Raw genomic sequence first — 19022 nt, 5'->3', positions numbered from 1 at the left:
ACTTTTGTTTTTTTTATTGAATACGTTTTTTATTAATTTTCAAGCTGTAAGCATTTATGTTCATATAATCACTTAATAATTAAACTAACATAACTTGTCATGAAAAAGGCTATCTTATATTTTTTAGGGGTCATCATTATTTTATTTATAGGCACAGTATCTTATTTCTTTTTTGCCGGGGAAATAAAAAACACATTACAATTTGATGAAAACCGATTTGTAAGTATTCAAAAGTTCATAAAACAAGGTAAAGTTGAGAGTTTAACGCAAGCTAAACTACAATTGAATGTCATTGGGAGTGATTACAAGCCAGATAGTGTTGAACTTTTAAGGACTGAATTAAATGAAGTGGCTTTAATCAATGCAAAAGTCTGTCTCCAGAAGAAGTGGTTAGGGTCATGCCAAAAATACATTGACTTGATCGATGAAGATTTTAAAACAGATCAGGTAAAGGTTATTAAAGATAAGTTGTTTGTGGTAGTTAATGAAGAAAACATCACTAAGACAAAGAACTATCTTAAAGAAAGGAACATAAAGAAAACGAAAGTCTATTTTGCGAAGATTGATACCTCTTACAGTAAAAGGAAAGTAGAAGCCTTAGAGAAAAAGGTCATTCAACTTGATAATGAACTAAAGGTAGAAAAAGCAATCGCTTTGATGAATGATAAAGAATTTGATGATGCCAGAGATGAGCTAGCTGAAGTGGATGAAGACTTTAATCCAAAAGGAGTAGAGAGCCTTTATGAAGAAATCAAGTTAAAAGAAGATCTCGAAGATTTATTAGATGATGAAGGAGCAATTATTGTATTTGTTGATCATGTGAAAAAAGACATGAATGATCCTAACAGTTTTGAACACGTAAGAACCCTAATCACCGAAAAAGGAAAGTACTTGAATGTGATGATGAAATATAGGCAAATAAACGCTTATGGAGCTAAAGTTCTGACTACTGTTGAAGCTAAATTGAATAGAGATGGTTCAGTAAAAAAAATAATCAGCCAATAAGGTAAAGTGATGATGATCAATTGGGATGATTTTGAAAAAATAGATTTAAGGGTTGGTACTGTTTTAAGAGTAGAAACTTTTAAAGAGGTTAAAAAGCCAGCATACAAATTATTTATTGATTTTGGAGACTTGGGAGAGAAAAAGACGTCTGCACAAATTACAGATAAATACACTCCTGAAAAATTAGTAGGGAAACAGGTAATAGCCGTTGTAAATTTTCCTCCAAAACAAATTGCCAATTTTATGTCTGAGTGTCTTGTTTTAGGGGCAATAGGCAAAGAAGGTGTGACACTGCTCACTACTGACGAAAAAGTACTAAATGGACTAAAAATTGGTTAACAAAAAAAAGGACACCTGATAGAGGCGTCCCTTTTTTTGTTTTTATACAAAACTTACTGAGGGTCAGTGTTTGTCATTCCGAAGTTCATTGGGAATTTAGGTGCTTCATCTGTTTTTCCTATTGGTCCAAACTGCGCCTCATATTTCTTTAAATTATCTTGAAGTGCCATATATAAACGTTTGGCATGCTCTGGAGTCAGGATAATTCTAGATTTTACTTTTGCTTTAGGTACACCTGGCATCATTCTGATGAAGTCTACTACAAATTCACTATTAGAGTGAGCAATCATGGCTAAATTGGCATAAACTCCTTCAGCAACATCATCTGTCAATTCGATGTTGATTTGATTTTCAGGTTTTTTTTCTTGATCCATTTTATATTGAATTAATAATACTCAAAGTTGAGTTCCAAATTTCAAAAAAATGAGATATAAAACAAAGAAAATACGTTGGATTGCCTTTGTTAGTAAATATTAAAACTTTCTACTTCTCAGAAAAACAGAACAGTAACGAATAAGAGATTTATAATAAAACTTCATTTTATTGAATACTTTTCAAAAGTAAGCAGTAATTATGAAAAGAATATGTATGCCTTTTTTGTAAAATTTAATATATTTATAAGTCTATGATACAGAGTGTTTAACCACTTTTAGTGATTTAGACTAGAAAGATTGTAAGTTCAATTTGTTAATATTGAAAGTTTTTTGGAATTTCAGTGCGGAGAAAGATTCTCCAGCAATACCCTTTAATATTTATAAATGAGCAAGATAAAATCATTTGATTTATCCAATGTAAAGTTATCCCAGTTAGTGATACATAAAGTGGGTAATAAGACGCAGGAAGAACCGATAGAATTAGCAGAGTTTGAAATAGAAATTGAAAACTATAGTCCATTGTACAAATCAGTCATGGATTATTTCTTGAAGTCATTTAAGCCTGGTCCAATGTACCATTTTGCACCACCAGAAGGTCAAGAGTCTTTTACTGACAATGAAGTATTTACAGCTACTGAAGCTATTTTCTCTAATCCATATGAACAATTCATGACCCGATCAAGAGAAATGGCTGAACTTCTTTTTGAAGCTTCTACTCACCCAAGAATAAAAGGAGGGGAATTATTTGTTGCTGTACTGAGAGATTGTGTTGTAGACGGGGATGTAGTTGATGCAATTGGTTTGTTTAAGGCAGAACATAAAGAAATGTTCCTAACTGTTGGAGATAAAACAGATGTAGGTAATTTTGAGTTGGAACAGAGTGAAGGTGTCAGCGTGAAGAAATTAGACAAAGGTTGTTTGATTTTCAAATGCGAAGAGGAGAAAGGATACAAAGTAATGTTGAAAGACAGTCCTACTCGATCTGTGGAAGCCTTGTATTGGAAAGAGTCTTATCTTCAGCTTAAACCGAGAGAAGATAATTTCTTTCATACAAAAAATTATTTGGATATGTGTGTTGGTTTTGTTGAAGAAGTTTTCAATGAAGATCACGCCGTAGAAAAACCTGCCCAAATTGATTTATTAAATCGATCTTTAAAGTATTTCAACGAAAAAGAGGATTTTAATGTAGTTGACTTTGAAAATAACGTGATTGAGGAACCTGAGGCTATCGAAGCGTTTCAAGAATATAAAGTCGATTTTCAAGAGAAAAAAGAGATCCCGGTTTTCGATGAATTTAAAGTTTCCAAGGAAGCAGTTCGTAAGTCTAAGAAAGAATTTAAAAGTATTATCAAATTAGATAAGAAGATAAATATCACCATTAGCGGAAATGAGCAAAATGTGGAGAAAGGGTATGATTCTGAGAGAAATATGAATTATTACATGATCTTCTTCAATGAAGAAGAGTGATGAATATCACCAAGAATAAATTGTATTATAACATTTTTTACGCAATTAACATTTGTTTAAACTTGTTATTTAAAACTTCTCATTAGTTATTGCGTATATCTGTTTTGTACAAAGTAAAACAATATATATATACATCATTATTACATAAAACTTATTATAATACTATGGATGCAGTGAAGATTCTTCTAGTAGAGGATGATAGAATTATAGCCTCTCTTGTGAAAAAATATTTAGACATCAGAGGTTATGCTGTAAACCATGCCGAGGACGGAGTGGAAGGCATGAAAGAATACGACAAAGCAGACTATGATTTAATTATCATGGATGTAATGATGCCCCACAAGGATGGATACACTTTGGCTGAAGAAATAAGAGCTAAGGATCCGTATATTCCGATCTTATTTATGTCTTCTAACAATTTACCAAAAGACAAAATTAAAGCTTTCAGAATTGGTGCTGATGACTATGTTACTAAACCAGTAAACGTAGAGGAATTATTACTTCGTATTGAAGTGATCTTAAAGCGTCAAAAGTCTGAGCCTAAAGTTGAAGTAGGTAATGAAGACGATCCTCATCAAATCAATATTGGTAACTATATCTTAGATTTCCCTTACCAAAAATTAAGTATCGGTGAAGACACAAGAAAATTAACAACCCGTGAAGCTGAATTGTTGAGATTCTTACACCGTCACCGTAATACATTGATCAAACGTGAGTATATCTTACAAGAAGTTTGGGGTGATGATGATTATTACAAAGGTCGTAGTTTGGATGTTTTTATGTCTCGTTTGAGAAAATACTTAAAAGATGATCCAACAATCGAAATATTAAACGTTCATGGTATTGGATTTAAATTCTTAGTGCAAGACTAATTTTATTTAAGTCATTCTACTAAAAAGCCTAATTGCTTAATGCAGTTAGGCTTTTATTTTTTTCATAATTCCTATTCAGTATATTTGCCAAAAAGCAGTATAGATTAATACATTATTTGAATGCTGATTGCGGAGTTTCTAATTGATGGAGAGCAATACGATTTTTTTCTTTTTAAAGAAGAGGATGCACCGATAGCCACAAAACGATTTGTTGATTTAGTAAATGCAAATGTTTATGATCAATGGGTCGTAGAATTTAAAGTAGAGGATGGTGTGACTAAAATAGGACCGCAAAAAGAATTTGTTGCTTTTGCTGAAAGACCACTTACTCGTGTTGACTTTAATACAAAACCTCATAAGTACGGTTTTTTATCTTTTGTGGGTGCAGACCCTTATCATGTGTCAGATCGTTTAGTCATTATGCTGGATAGTGATGAAGCGTCACATTATGATGGTGTGTGTTCGCCAATAGGAATGGTGGCGACAAATCATCATGTTAAAATTAATTCAATAGAAAAAGGGCAGATAATTGAAAAAATAACAATTAATGACTACCCTGAAGAAGAAATATTAGCACGAAAACCCGCTTTTATTTGAATTCTGATAATAATAAGAGCATATTTGCTTTCTGAAACAAACAAATAGGTATGATACCGTTTTCATATTATATGTTAGGTTCTGCATTTCTCTTTTGTATAGGGTTAGCAATAGCCTTAACAAAACGAAGTGCAATTGTAGCCTTAATGGGGGTAGAATTGATGTTGAATGCGGCTAATGTTAACTTAGTAGCTTTTTCACACAGAGATCCAAGCTTTGGAGAAGGTACAGCCTTTTCTATTTTTGTCATTGTAATAGCAGCAGCTGAAGTATGTGTTGCCCTTGCATTGATTATCCGACTTTTTCAACACTTTAGATCCGTTGATTTACATAAAGTCAATACATTAAAAGAAGAATAAGAAGTTAATAAATTAAACACGCTTTTTGAACTTTCTAGAAACCATAACTTCGATTACATTACTTTCTCCATTGATAGGTGCCTTGATCCTATTTTTTAGAAAGGAGAATTTATATTCAGACAAGATTGCAACAACTTTAATTGGGTTAAGTGTCATAGGGAATTTGTGTGTGTTCTACTACACTTGGAATTATAGCCCTATTGTACTTCAAGACGAATGGTTCTTGTTAGGTCAGCATTCTTTTAAAGCGACCTTGAAAATTGATCAGTTGAGTAGTATGCTCCTGACAATGGTTTCAATCGTATCCCTATTTGTGCACATTTTCTCATCTGCTTACATGCAGGGTGATCCTAAGTATAAAAAATATTTTACACTTCTTGGTCTTTTTACTTTTTCCATGTTTGGGGTATTGGTAAGTGATAATCTTATTATGCTTTACCTTTTCTGGGAATTAGTAGGCTTTTGCTCTTATATGCTAATTGGCTTCTGGAGAGAAAAGAATGAAGCAGTTAAAGCCGCGAAAAAAGCATTTGTACTTAATAGAATTGGTGATGCAGGCTTTATGGTAGCCATTATTACATTGTATTCTACATTTGGTACAGTCAGTATTGAGGCTTTGTCTACTGAAGTTGATCAATTGCAAATTCTTCCACTATATATAGTTGGTATAGGTGTTACAATGGCAGCGATGGGTAAGTCGGCTCAGTTACCGTTATCAGTGTGGCTTCCAGATGCCATGCAGGGACCAACACCGGTTTCAGCGTTAATACATGCCGCAACAATGGTGGCTGCAGGTATCTATTTATTAGCAAGATGCTTCTTTGTATTGCCAGTTGAAATACAACTTTTGATTGGAATCATTGGAGGATTAACAGCCTTCTTAGGAGCGTTTTCAGCTCTTTCACAAAATGATATTAAACGAATTTTAGCCTATTCTACAATTTCGCAGTTAGGTTATATGATGATTGGAATAGGTGTAGGTGATCCAGAAGCATCTGTATTCCATCTTACTACCCACGCTTTCTTTAAAGCAGGTTTATTCCTTGGTGCGGGTTCGATCATTCATAGTATGCATCAAGTTTCATGTGATATCTGTAAAGGGTTTGACCCTCAGGATATTCGTTGGATGGGTAATTTAAAGCAATATATGCCTAAGACCTTTATCGGTTTTAGTGTTTGTCTTGCAGGATTAATGGGGTTGCCGTTTACATCAGGATTCCTCTCTAAAGATGCTATCCTTTCATCACTATTAGTGAAGGCATCTACTGGAAGTTGGGAATGGATATTCCTAGCTCTATTAGGGTTCACTGCGGCTGCTTTTACAGCATTTTATTCCATCCGATTACTTTATCAGGTATTCTTTGGGAAATTAGGAATCGCTAACCATAAAGTATGTAAAGACTGTTTGGTCTTACCTAAGGAGGTTAATGTAAGAATGACGATGCCAGTAATTGTATTAGGTACTTTTACATTATGGTTTTTCTATGCATTATCACCTTTTGAAACTTCACATACATGGCTTCAAAATGGTTTAAGTCTAGCGACTGTTGACACGGGAAGTGTTCATACGTTAGGTCTATTCTTATCCATTGGAGTTGTAGCATTGGGTGCTGGAGGGGCTTATCTTATTTATTTTAAAGATGCTTTTGCTTCTCTCAAAAAACAATTGAAATCGTCTTCATTGCATAAATTGTCGTACAATTTTGCTTACCTAGACAAAGGATATAAGTTAGGTGTGAAAACGACTTTGTTTACAGCAAATAAGTTAGAAAACATTCCTCATGCAGATGAGTATTTTGTGGGAGTTACAATTCATACTTCAGAATTTGTAAGAGGTTTTGATGATAAAGTAGTAGACTTCTTTGTGAAGTTATTTGCTGTAGTCAATGTGGTTTTTGGACATATGTTGGCTTGGTTCGATAAAGTGATTGTCGATGGAGTAGTGACACTGCTCACGAAAGTATTGTCCATCTTTGGAGATGTCTTTAGAAAACCTCAAGGAGAAAGAACACAGAGTATGATTGCATGGTCAATCTTTCTACTCCTTATTATGGTATTAGTACTCTGGTTTATTTAGTCGTTTAAACTAACAAAAGTATATATATAGATTATGTCGCAGTTATTGCTCACATTATTAGTTTTTACTCCAATTTTTGGAACACTTGTAATTCTTCTTTTACCAAACAGTTTTAAAGACTCATTTGGTAAAATCACTATTGGTATTAATTCATTTCAACTGATTATCGCTTCCTATTTGATGATGGGGTATGAGGGATTGTCAGAGAAGATGAACGGAATCTTGTCTTTAGATACGTTTCAGTATTTAGAGAAATCGGAATGGATCGTATTAAACTTAGGTACATTTGGTCGACTTTCGGCTGATTATACATTAGGCGTAGACGGTCTGAGTAATTCAATGATTTTACTAACAGCCATAGTGATGGTGATTGGAGCAATATCATCATTAGAGATCAAAACTAAACGTAGAGGTTTTTATGCTTTGTATCTACTATTGAGCGGTACAATTATGGGTTGTTTCCTAGCGTTGGATTTCTTCTTATTCTATTTATTCTTTGAATTTATGTTACTCCCTATGTACTTCTTAATTGGTATTTGGGGTGGTAAGAATAGTGAATATGCTTCTATCAAATTCTTTATATATACTTTAGTCGGTTCAATCTTCATTTTGGTGATTATGATTGCATTGGCTGCATCAGTGATTGATCCTATTGCTACTGCAGTACAATTAGGCCTAGCAGAGTCAATTCAACAAGTGACGCCAGATATAATAGAAAAGGTGCATGTGATGTTGGTCTCAGGTGAAATCGAACAATCAAACTTAGTAAGAACATTCTCATTGGTTCATATGATGGATGCCTCGAATTATATTCCAAATGCCATTCTTTCTTTAGATTCTGGAGCGATGTTATTTGGTACGCATGTACGATTTGTTGCATTCTTGATGGTATTTATTGGTTTTGCAATCAAGTTGCCGGTTGTGCCTCTTCATACGTGGTTACCTGATGCTCACGTTGAAGCTCCAACATCAATTTCTGTTGTTTTAGCTGGTATTCTTTTAAAAATTGGTGGTTACGGGATGTTGAGAATTGCTTATTCTATCTTCCCTGATGGTGCACATCATTTTGCATGGTACATTGCATTGGGTGGAGTTATCTCCATTCTTTATGGTGCATTTGTAGCCTTAGGTACACATAATTTGAAGAGAATGATTGCTTACTCTTCCGTATCGCACATGGGATTTGTGATGCTTGGTATTGCTTCCTTAACAGCAGAAGGTATCTCTGGAGCCATTTTCCAAATGTTTTCACATGGTATTATTTCAGCAGCCTTATTCTTGATTGCAGGGGTGCTTTACTATAGAACAGGTAATTTAGAAATCGAAAACTATAGTGGTTTATCTTCTAAAATGCCTCGCTACACAATGTTGGCTACAATTGCCTTCTTTGCCTCTTTAGGTTTACCTGGTTTCTCAGGTTTTATGGCAGAATTATTTGTCTTCTTAGGAGCATTTAACTCATCTGCAGTAAACAATTTGGTACCGAGATGGATGACTATTGTTGCAACATTAGGTTTGGTATTAAGTGCAGCTTATTATTTATGGGCAATGCAAAGAATTTTCTTGGGGAAATATCACCTAAAAGATGAATCAATGGATGAGAAATTAAAAGATCTTACTAAAAGAGAGTTATTAATGCTTTCTCCATTGGCAGTCATCACATTGGTATTAGGTATTTATCCTAAGTTGTTAATTAACTTGATTGAAGGTAGTGTTACTGTTTTCGTAGAGTTTGCCAACTATGTTGGATTAGATTATATCAAAGCGATCATTGGTGCTTAAAAGATAAATTATGGGACAAGACTTATCGTCAAAATTATCAAATATCGTTGAGAGCTTACCGTTTTTAGCTTCAGAAGTAGGCATTGCTGCTCTATTAATTGGAGTTATTCTCATTGATTTAATCTTTGCAAAGAGAAATAAAAAATATCTGTATGCTATCGTTGGTATAGGTCTTATAGGTGATGTGATCTATCTTTCGTTGTTGGCAGAAGAGAGTGTAAATAAACTAATGTTGTTTACTCTGGTTCAAGATAATTGGAGTATTAAGCTTAGAATTTTATCAGATGTTTGTGTAATTCTTTTATCGATTCACCTTTACTTTAATTCTACAAATGAGAGCTCTAAAACAAAGCTTTCTGGTGAAGGAGAGTGGATGACGATGGCCCTTGGGATATTAATTGGAGCACACGTTCTTACAATGGCTAATGATTTTATTGTTGCCATTTTAGCATTAGAATTAATGTCTTTACCCTCTTATTTACTAACTGCTTTTAAAGGAGACAAGAAAGGAGTTGAAGCATCTATCAAATATTTCCTTTTTGGTGCTGTAGCTACCGCTATTACAATCTATGGAATGTCTATCATGTATGGTCTAACTTCTACGATTGACCTTCAGGGTATTGCTTCATATAATCAACCATTTTCACCTCTTTTTATTACAGGAGCAATATTGGTGATGATGGGCTTCGTATTCAAATTAGGTGGATTTCCAATGCATATTTGGGTTCCAGATGTTTATCAAGCTGCTCCAATTGAAGCTGTGGCTTTTTTCTCTACTTTACCCAAAATAGGTGCAACTGTATTTTTATATAGATTCTTGGTAGAAACTACTTTAATAGAGAATACTTACATCAATTACTTCTTATTATCAACAGGCGTGATCTCTATGTTTATTGGTAATTTGGCTGCAATTTTCCAAAATGGCATGAGAAGATTGATGGGGTATAGTACCATCGCTAATGCAGGCTTAATCGTAATTGCTTTATTGAATAAAGATGAAATTGCAGCGAATGCTCTATTTTATTTCCTTTGGGTATATGTAATAGCCAATTATGCTATGTTCTATTTCATCGGGGAAATTGAAAAAGAGAAAGGAACAGATGATTTAAAGCAGATAGAAGGGTTAGGTTGGTCTAATAGTGCTGCATTATGGGGGCCTGCTGTAATTCTTGCTATCGTTTCATTAATAGGTTTACCGCCTTTAGCAGGCTTTACTGCAAAGCTTCTCATTTTTACATCACTATGGGAGTTGTATAATGCAAATTCCAATCTTATATATATTATTGTTTTGTTCCTAGGTTTGTTGAACACTGCGATATCGTTGGTGTATTATTTAAAGATTCCATTTTTCCTTTACAGACGAAATGTAAAAGGACACATACATTTAAATATTGCTTTATCTAGATTTATTGTTATTTTGGGAGTGTTTTTGGTATTGACCTTCTTGATACCATCACTAATCATTTAATGACTAGCAGATAAAGCCCTTTTATGTTTATCAACTCTTTCCTTTTTGCGATTCTTATTACCTTCTTTACTGGCTTAGTAACCATATTAATATCAATGTATGTTCGTTTGGTGGCTAGGCAAAAGAAAACTATTGCCAATGGTATACGAAACTTTAGAATGCTTAATCTCTTGATGGAGCATTCTTCAGATGTTGTCTTTTCGGTTGATAAATCCTATAACTATCTTGCTTTTAATAATGCCCATATGGAAACGATGTATTCTGTTTATGGGAAACGGATAGAAATCGGGAAAAATATTCTTGATTATATGAGAGTCAAGAATGATGCTGATGTGGCAGAAAACGACATAAAGAGAGCGTTGGAAGGTGAGAAATATTCTGTAATTCGTTCCTACGGAGATGAACAAAACTTTACCAGAGCCCATTTTGAAGCGACTTACAGCCCAATTTTTAGTAGAGATGATGTTGTAGGAGTTTCAGTGGTGGTGAGAAATGTAACCGAATATATACTTTCTCAAGAAAACCTTAAAAGAAGTGAGAGGAAGTACAAACAACTATTTCATTATAACTACTTAGGAGCATTAATTATTAAAGACAATACTATCATTGATGCCAATGACACTGCCACTCATCAATTGGGACTTGAGACACATGATTTACTAGGAATGTCTTTTGAAGAGCTTTTTGGTATTGGCGAACTTGATATTACAGAAAGAGAGCAGATTGTAAAATTCCCTAAGCTAGAAAGAGTATTTAACCTAAGAAAGGAGACAATTGGGGATGAAAAAAATCTTCAAGATATCGTATTTATCGATAATATTACTGAAAAGTATGCCGCTGAACAGGCATTAATTGAAGCTCATCAACAAACAAAAGTTCTGATTGAAAGTGCGAAAAGTTATATATTTTCAATCGATACTGATTTTAAGATCATTTCTTACAATACTAAGTTTGGTGACCTCATAAAAAACCTATTACATATTAACATAAAGGAAGATGACTATTTAAATAGTAAGCCCTATTCAAAGCTTTTCGAATATTATAGCCCTCATTTTAAAAGAGCTTTTCATCAAAAAGAAATCTTTGAAACAGAATTTCAATTCGATAATAATGTTTTTATACAGTCTGTTTTTTCACCACTTGTAAATGTCAACGATGAAATCTACGCTATTGCTGTATATAATTTAGATATTACTGAAAAGTGGAAGCATGAGCTTCAAATCAAGCAGCTTAATAGTTCACTAGAACAAAAAGTAAAAGAAAGAACATTTGAGCTCAATCAACAGAAGCTGAAATTAGATCTAGCATTAAATGCAGCGAAAATTGGTGCTTGGTCTTTTACACCAGAGGAGGGTTTTACTTGGGATAAGAAAATCAGTAGAATATTAGGGATAAGTGACGCACCCACTCCAACTCCATTAAAAACATTTTTAGCGACAGTTGTCAGGGAAGAACGACTGAAAATAATCTCATTATTCCATAAGATTTTTTTAGGACAGCTTCATAATGTAAACATTTCTGCAAAAATTAATCATAGTGTAAGAGGTGTACAATACATACAAATCTATGGTAAATCGAGAATGCAGAATGGAAACTATGAGATGCATGGGGTGTGCTGGAATTTAACTCAACAGAAAAAAGTAGAATTTGAATTAAAGGAGGCTAGAAATGCTGCTGAAAAATCAAATAAAGCAAAAAGTATGTTCTTGGCCAATATCTCACACGAGATTAGATCACCTCTTAATGCCATAATAGGATTAAGTAACGTACTCTATCGTAAATCGTTTTCTGAAAACCTTTCTGAAGAATTTATTGAACAACTTCGATATATATATTTTAACGGGGAATACCTTTCAGAATTAATTAATAATATTCTTGATTACTCCAGAATTGATGCTGGTAAAATGCAAATTTTCCATGAAAGAATTGATATAAGAAGTTTTATCAATTTAGTGGTCAAAATACATACTCCTTTGGCACATGAAAAAGAAGTTGTGATTCATACTGAGGTTAGTGATAATGTACCGACGCATTTTGTGACGGATTCTACAAAATTCAGACAGGTTTTGACAAACTTATTGACCAATGCAATCAAGTTTACGAAGGAGAAAACAGAGATAGAAATAATTGTTTCAGCAAACTCAGAGTACCTTCAACTATCTGTTCATGATCAAGGTATAGGTATTTCAGAAGATAGAATTGATGTCATCTTTGACTCTTTTGAACAAGCTGATAATTCTGTAACTAGAGAATATGGTGGTACAGGTTTAGGTTTAGCTATCTCTAAAAAGCTTGTCGAGATGCTGAAAGGGCAAATAAGAGTTTATAGTATTGAGGGTGAAGGGGCGACGTTCATTGTACAATTGCCAATTATTGAGGGGGATAGAAACGAGATTTTAGAGGAAAATGGGAGAGAAGCAGAAGTAGCATTTGATACTGATTCAAAAGTTCTGATTGTAGAGGACAATAAAATGAATCAGTTTATGATGAAGGCACTTTTTAAACAGCTTTCATTGAATTGTGATATTGCGGAAAATGGGGAAGAAGCTATCAAATATATTAAAGAATCTGAATGTGATTTAATTCTAATGGATTTACACATGCCTATTTTGGGTGGGATTGAAACAGCTGAAAAATTGCGTCAAGAATTAAATGTGACAACTCCAATTGTAGCATTAAGTGCAGATGCTTATTGGGATAGAAGGTTCCATGCTTTCGCTGTTGGTATCAACGATTACTTGACAAAGCCATTGGATAGAAACGACCTCATTAATACATTAAAGAAATACCTTATTAAGGATCAGGTGACTAAAAAGTATTTTGATCCAAAGGAACATAAGGAGTTAATTGAAGAACTAAAAGAATTGACTACAGCTACAAGTTTGAGTGTAGAACATAAATTATCTCGTTTGAAGTCGATATATATATTATTGCAGGAGTATGACACTGGCTTCAGCAAGTATATAGATTACCTATCTGAAGCCATTGCCAGTGATTCACGAGTGGATGTTTTCTAATCGAAGAAATACGATTTTGTCGAAATTTCCGCTTTCAAGTCATGTAATATTGAATACAAACCAAAATAGGTCCTATTGACATAAAGCCCGTCTCTTAATCCTCTTGGTTTTTTTGAATTCCTTAATAATTTCTGGTTTTCTTTATTATCAGCAAGTGCAGCTATTTCATTGAAATAATTATCATCGCTAAAATCAAAAGTAGAGTGTTGGAATGGGCGAGATAAGATAGTAATCATTGATGTGAAAAGACTATCAAGTTTCTCCCTATCTTCAAGACTGTCATTTTCATAAATGAAATTCATGTTACTGAATACTTGAGTTCTTTTTTCTTTATTCTCTAAATTTTCAATCTTCATCAGATCAAAATAATTATCATAGAACAAATCAGGGATTACCTTCACACATCCAAAATCTATGATACCCATTGTGCCATTTTCTTTGAATAAGAAGTTGCCTGGATGCGGATCTGCATGTACTTCTTTCATTTTATGAATTTGGAAATCATAAAAATCCCATAATGCTTGTCCTATTTGATTTCTAATCTCTTGAGAAGGGTTGGTTGCAATAAATTCGTTCAAATGCTCTCCTTCCAACCAATCCATCGTTAAAATTTTCTTAGAAGAATATTCCGGATAATAAGAAGGAAAATGAATATTTGAAATGTCTTTACAAGCTTCAGAAATCGAAATAGATCTTTTGAGTTCAAGGTCGTAATCTGTTTCAGAAAGTAACATGTTTTCAACCTCTTCCATGTAATGATCTACATCTCTTTCATTCAGACCAACCATTCTTACTGCAATAGGTTTTACCATTTTTAGATCCGAAGAAACACTTTCGGCTACACCAGGATATTGAACCTTCACCGCAAAAGTTTTATCCCCTAAAGTAGCTTGATGTACCTGACCGATAGATGCAGCATTAACAGCCTCTTTAGAAAAGGTGTCGAAAATTTCTAGCGGAGCCTTCCCAAATGCTTTTTGAAATGTTTTATTAACGAGTGGTAGCGATAATGGTGGTGCAGAGTATTGTGACATCTGAAACTGATCAGTATACGCTTGAGGAAGCATATTTTTATCCATACTCATCATTTGAGCAACTTTCAGGGCGCTACCTTTTAATTCACTCAATGCTTCATATACATCGTTTGCATTTTCTTCATCCAATGCTTTCTTTCTATCGTAAGAAGAATCGATAACACTTTTTGCGTAATGCTTAAGATAGTTTGAACTTACTTTAGCTCCTACTTTTACAAATTTACTTACACGTTGTGTTTTCGTAGAAGGTATACTTTTTTGTACTTTATTTTTTATATCACTCATATTTATTTCTGAAATAAGAATTTAGCAAGAAGAAATGCAGAATCTGTAAAATTAGGTTCAAACAAATCCATTATGAGGTTTACACTTTTTTCAATGATTTCATCCGTATTTTCTTTCTCATTAGACTCATCAGATAGGCAGTATCTAATGATTAATAAAGCTTGATACCATATGATGTCACCATAGTAATCGGAGATGAAGAAACGATCAGCAACCTCACCGGTTTCCATGCCACTTTTTATGATACCATTGACATTGTTTAAAAATACATTTTTTAATACAGATGATCTTTCGTTTAGTATACTTAACTCAAAAATTGGATGAATGTTTGCTGAATATTCATAAAACTTCTCCTCTTTTTTTAGTACTTCAGCATAATTATAAAAGAAGGATAGCAGTTTTTCTCTTACAGTATATTCAGCATAATTAGGGTCATTTGCTGAATGCTGAAAAGCAGTCATAATTCCACCTTCCCATATTTGTGTCTCTATCTTATTTACTTCTTTATACTCCTCCAAAATCTCTCTTTTGTTGTCTTCTAACTCATTTGAAATTAGACTATTAACAGAATTTGGACGTTTGTTATGTGACAAAATAAAGTTGATATAAGATAATTCTATTTTTTTTGAAATTTCACTCATATTGTTTAGGTATTTTAATAAATGTATGTTAATTTCATAATCGAAGTTTGTTTGTTAGTTTAGTTTATTAAAGTGGAAGGAACCTCTGATTTTCGGGGGTTTCTTTTTTATTTTATACCTAAAACTAAAATAACGAAGTAGACTTCTTGAATTACTTTTTGAGTACAACGCTAAAAACGAAGTAATAGTTGTTCTTTCCAAAATTTTCAGAAGTGTGATCCTCAAAATTGAGTATAATTTTACATTCTGATTAATGAATAAAACTCAACGTAAACATACTAATTAAGGTATTGTTTAGTATTGTCAAAGGTTTAATTAACTTTGTATAAATACAAGAAAAACAATCAAACCTTTTTATCGTGGACAACAATAAAAGTGTAGCTTTATTCTCTAAAGCACAGCATAGTATTCCAGGTGGTGTGAATTCACCTGTAAGAGCGTTTAAATCAGTTGGAGGAACTCCATTATTTATCAAAGGGGCTGAAGGAGCATACATGATTGACGAAAATGATAATAAATATATCGAATTGATCAATTCATGGGGACCGATGATTTTAGGACATGCCCATCCTGATATCACAGCAGCAGTACAAAAAGCCGTAAATAACTCACTTTCTTTCGGAGCACCAACAGCAAAAGAAATTGATATTGCCGAATTAATTTGTGAAATGGTACCTTCAATTGAGAAGGTAAGAATGGTGAATTCAGGTACTGAAGCAACAATGTCTGCGATTAGAGTTGCAAGAGGTTATACAGGCAGAGATAAATTTATAAAGATTGAAGGTTGTTATCATGGACATGGAGATTCATTCCTTATCGCAGCAGGAAGTGGTGCAGTTACAATGGGGGTACCCAACAGTCCAGGTGTTACAGAAGGAACAGCTAAAGATACTTTATTAGCTCCTTACAATGATGTGGAAGCTATTGAAAAATTAGTAGCTGAAAATAAAGGAGAAATTGCAGCTTTAATTATTGAGCCAGTACCAGGTAATATGGGCTTAGTTATCCCTAGCGAAGGATACTTACAAGCTTTAAGAGATATTTGTGATCGTGAAGGTATAGTCCTTATTTTTGATGAGGTGATGACTGGTTTCAGATTAGCAAAAGGTGGTGCTCAAGAAGTGTTTGGTGTAACTCCAGATATGACAACTTTAGGTAAAATTATTGGTGGAGGTATGCCAGTAGGAGCCTATGGGGGTAAAAAAGAAATTATGGAGTATGTTGCTCCAGCAGGGCCAGTTTACCAAGCTGGTACACTATCAGGTAACCCTGTAGCGATGGCGGCAGGTCTTACGATGTTAAATTACTTGAATACACATCCTGAGGTATATACGGATTTAGCAAAAAACGGAGAAAAATTAGCCACTGGTATCCAAGAGATCTTAGATGCTAAGAATTTACCTTACCAAGTGACGTTGTTAGGTTCAATGGTTTGTATTTTCTTTACATCTAAGAAAGTACAAAACTTTGCAGATGCTCAAACTACAGATACTGAAAAGTTTGGTAAGTTCTTCCATGCAATGTTAGAAAATGGTGTTTACTTACCGCCTTCACAATATGAAAGCTGGTTTATGTCTGCCGCTTTAACAGATGAGAATTTAGCTTCAATTCTTGATGCTATTGATAAGTCATTAGATGTTGCAATACAATAATTTATGAGTCAAAAGCGAAAAGGATTTCATAAAACTAAAAATGTTGTCACTTGTCCTAGGTACAAGTGGCAACACATTTTTTTATATGGACTCCGATTAGATAAATCAAAATGTCCAGTTTGTAAGAAAAAGGACCTTCCTGAGTATTCTGATAAAGAAAAGATGTTTATTGATTTGGGATTTGGTTTCATTTTCGCAACACTTTTTGTTACATTGCCAAGTCTTTTTGATTTCATAGGAATTCAAATTGGACAATTACTCTCCGCTTTGATGGTTGTTGGTTTGGTATTACTTCTTCGTGAAGTCTTTGCCGGTCAATGGCCTAAGAAGAATCATTAAACTTTCATTTTATATTCTATAGTATTAATTAAATGAGAAATACTTTAAAAGCAATCCTAGTTGCAGGTGCATTTACAGCACAGTTAGGAGTAGCAAATGTTGCTTCAGCTCAAGACCCATTAAGAGGAGCACCAGAAAACTGGTTCAATTTAGATTATTCTACAGACAGTGTTTACGGTGTTGGAACAGAAAGAGCTTATCAAGAAGTTCTAAAAGGAAAGAAAAGTAAGAAGGTCGTTGTTGCGGTGATTGATAGTGGTATTGATATTGACCATGAAGATCTTAAATCAGTAATTTGGGTAAACCCAAAAGAAGTAGCAGGTAATGGTCAGGATGACGATAAAAATGGATATGTTGATGATATTAATGGATGGAATTTCATTGGTGGTAAAGACGGTTCATTTGTAAATGAAGAAAACCTTGAAGTAGCTCGTTTATATGGTACATTAAGCAAAAAGTTTGATGGCAAAGCTGAAGACGAAATTTCAAAAGCTGATAAAAAAGATTTCAAACTATGGTTAGAAGTTAAAGAGTCTTTTGAAAGTGGATCTGCTAAAGCAAATGAAAACCTTGAGTATTATGAGATGTTATTGCATCAATACAAAAGAGGTAAAGCTTTATTTGTAGCTTATTTCGACCTTGATTCTGAAGAAGAATTATTGGGTGCTTTAGAGACCTTGGAAACAGAAGATCAAGTGCTTCTTGGTATGAAAGAAGTAGTTGTAAAGATGATGAGTAGAGGGGTGACTGAAGCTCGAATTCAAGATGGTATTGATTATTTCAAAGGTCAAGTAGATTATAACTATAATCCTGATTTCAATTCTAGAGAGATCGTAGGAGATAATATCGACGACAAAAAAGAAAGATATTACGGAAATAATAAAGTTGTAGGCCCTGATGCTTTACATGGTACTCACGTTGCTGGTATTATTGGTGCAGTAAGAGGAAATGACTTAGGAATAGAAGGTGTTGCTGACAACGTTGAAATTATGGTGGTTAGAACTGTACCTAATGGAGACGAAAGAGATAAAGATGTGGCTAACTCAATTCGTTATGCAGTCGACAACGGTGCTCAAATTATTAATATGAGTTTTGGTAAAGCATTTTCACCATATAAAGCTGAGGTAGACGCTGCTATAAAATACGCGGATTCTAAAGGTGTTCTATTAGTCCATGCTGCAGGTAATGACAATAAGAATACCGATGTTGAGAATAACTTCCCAACGGATAGATATAATAGAAGAGGTACAGCACGTAACTGGATTGAAGTAGGTGCATCTACATGGCATATTGATGAAGAGTTGCCTGCAACTTTCTCAAACTACGCGAAAAAGAATGTAGATTTATTTGCTCCAGGATATAACATCTACTCAACGGTACCAGGATCAGAGTATGAAGCATTAAATGGTACAAGTATGGCTTGCCCTGTTGTAGCAGGTTGTGCTGCAGTTTTAATGTCATACTATCCAAATCTTTCAGCTTCTCAAGTAAAGAAAATCTTGATGAAAACAGTTACTCCTTTGAAAAATAAAGAAGTTTACAAACCAGGTTATGGAGATTTGGAAGAAGGGCAAGAGCCTGAAAAAGTGAAGTTTGGAACACTTTCAGTAACAGGAGGTGTTATAAACCTTTATGAAGCTGTAAAATATGCAGAGAAAATCTCAAAATAGATTTTTCAGAATGTAAAAAAAGAGGCTGTCTCATAACTCATCAG

16 protein-coding genes are annotated in these 19022 nt (G+C 33.9%); 13 read left to right on the top strand and 3 right to left on the bottom strand.

From position 1 onward, the window contains the following. Nucleotides 1-99 precede the first annotated feature (99 nt). Both PL77_RS03135 and PL77_RS03130 read left to right on the top strand, forming a co-directional pair. Nucleotides 100-1005: a hypothetical protein gene (locus PL77_RS03135; protein ID WP_044201684.1), complete on the top strand. Its 906-nt coding sequence runs from the start codon at nucleotides 100-102 to the stop codon at nucleotides 1003-1005. A 12-nt stretch (nucleotides 1006-1017) separates the two neighbouring features. Next, nucleotides 1018-1344, top strand: a complete 327-nt coding sequence (locus PL77_RS03130) for a tRNA-binding protein (RefSeq protein WP_044202120.1) — start codon at nucleotides 1018-1020, stop codon at nucleotides 1342-1344. Nucleotides 1345-1397: 53 nt separating this feature from the next. Here the strand turns inward: PL77_RS03130 and PL77_RS03125 are convergent, their stop codons facing one another. Beyond that, nucleotides 1398-1718, bottom strand: coding sequence for a DUF3467 domain-containing protein (locus PL77_RS03125; RefSeq protein WP_044201681.1), 321 nt, complete (start codon nucleotides 1716-1718; stop codon nucleotides 1398-1400). 384 nt (nucleotides 1719-2102) lie between these two features. Between PL77_RS03125 and PL77_RS03120 the strand changes: the two genes are divergently transcribed. The 8 genes from PL77_RS03120 to PL77_RS30165 all read left to right on the top strand — a co-directional run bounded on the left by PL77_RS03120 (nucleotide 2103) and on the right by PL77_RS30165 (nucleotide 13357). Then, complete coding sequence (locus PL77_RS03120) at nucleotides 2103-3185, top strand: nucleoid-associated protein (protein WP_044201678.1); 1083 nt, start codon at nucleotides 2103-2105, stop codon at nucleotides 3183-3185. Nucleotides 3186-3349: 164 nt separating this feature from the next. Then, nucleotides 3350-4057, top strand: a complete 708-nt coding sequence (locus tag PL77_RS03115; RefSeq protein WP_044201675.1) for a response regulator transcription factor — start codon at nucleotides 3350-3352, stop codon at nucleotides 4055-4057. Nucleotides 4058-4177: 120 nt separating this feature from the next. Next, nucleotides 4178-4654: a hypothetical protein gene (locus tag PL77_RS03110; protein ID WP_044201673.1), complete on the top strand. Its 477-nt coding sequence runs from the start codon at nucleotides 4178-4180 to the stop codon at nucleotides 4652-4654. A gap of 50 nt (nucleotides 4655-4704) precedes the next feature. Beyond that, entirely contained in the window at nucleotides 4705-5013 is a 309-nt protein-coding gene (gene nuoK, locus PL77_RS03105) for an NADH-quinone oxidoreductase subunit NuoK (RefSeq protein ID WP_044201670.1), read from the top strand. Nucleotides 5014-5038: 25 nt separating this feature from the next. Continuing rightward, nucleotides 5039-7090, top strand: coding sequence for an NADH-quinone oxidoreductase subunit L (locus PL77_RS03100; RefSeq protein ID WP_082026378.1), 2052 nt, complete (start codon nucleotides 5039-5041; stop codon nucleotides 7088-7090). Nucleotides 7091-7123: 33 nt separating this feature from the next. Further along, nucleotides 7124-8872, top strand: a complete 1749-nt coding sequence (locus tag PL77_RS03095; RefSeq protein WP_044201667.1) for a NuoM family protein — start codon at nucleotides 7124-7126, stop codon at nucleotides 8870-8872. 10 nt (nucleotides 8873-8882) lie between these two features. Then, on the top strand, nucleotides 8883-10340 hold the full coding sequence (locus PL77_RS03090) for an NADH-quinone oxidoreductase subunit N (RefSeq protein WP_044201664.1): 1458 nt from the start codon (nucleotides 8883-8885) through the stop codon (nucleotides 10338-10340). Nucleotides 10341-10363: 23 nt separating this feature from the next. Then, on the top strand, nucleotides 10364-13357 hold the full coding sequence (locus tag PL77_RS30165) for an ATP-binding protein (RefSeq protein WP_082026377.1): 2994 nt from the start codon (nucleotides 10364-10366) through the stop codon (nucleotides 13355-13357). Here the strand turns inward: PL77_RS30165 and PL77_RS03080 are convergent. Both PL77_RS03080 and PL77_RS03075 read right to left on the bottom strand, forming a co-directional pair. Then, complete coding sequence (locus PL77_RS03080; RefSeq protein ID WP_044201662.1) at nucleotides 13354-14676, bottom strand: AarF/ABC1/UbiB kinase family protein; 1323 nt, start codon at nucleotides 14674-14676, stop codon at nucleotides 13354-13356. The two genes, PL77_RS30165 and PL77_RS03080, sit on opposite strands and share 4 nt — an antisense overlap. A gap of 2 nt (nucleotides 14677-14678) precedes the next feature. Next, nucleotides 14679-15317, bottom strand: coding sequence for a hypothetical protein (locus PL77_RS03075; RefSeq protein WP_044201659.1), 639 nt, complete (start codon nucleotides 15315-15317; stop codon nucleotides 14679-14681). 359 nt (nucleotides 15318-15676) lie between these two features. On the opposite strand from PL77_RS03075, the gene hemL reads away from it, so the two are divergent. Genes hemL through PL77_RS03060 form a run of 3 tightly spaced genes read left to right on the top strand, consistent with a single transcriptional unit; the run spans nucleotide 15677 to nucleotide 18978 of the window. Then, nucleotides 15677-16969 carry a glutamate-1-semialdehyde 2,1-aminomutase gene (gene hemL / locus PL77_RS03070; protein WP_082026376.1) on the top strand — a complete coding sequence of 431 codons (1293 nt, stop codon included), beginning with the start codon at nucleotides 15677-15679 and terminating at the stop codon, nucleotides 16967-16969. 3 nt (nucleotides 16970-16972) lie between these two features. Next, complete coding sequence (locus tag PL77_RS03065; protein ID WP_044201653.1) at nucleotides 16973-17308, top strand: hypothetical protein; 336 nt, start codon at nucleotides 16973-16975, stop codon at nucleotides 17306-17308. A gap of 32 nt (nucleotides 17309-17340) precedes the next feature. Beyond that, a complete protein-coding gene (locus PL77_RS03060) occupies nucleotides 17341-18978 on the top strand; it encodes a S8 family peptidase (RefSeq protein ID WP_052444127.1) in 1638 nt (545 codons plus the stop codon). Nucleotides 18979-19022: the final 44 nt, after the last annotated feature.

The organism is Flammeovirga sp. OC4, from assembly GCF_000812565.1.
GTDB lineage: Bacteria > Bacteroidota > Bacteroidia > Cytophagales > Flammeovirgaceae > Flammeovirga.
The sequence above is the reverse complement of the archived record's forward strand: the minus strand, read 5'-3'. Positions and strand labels throughout refer to the sequence as shown.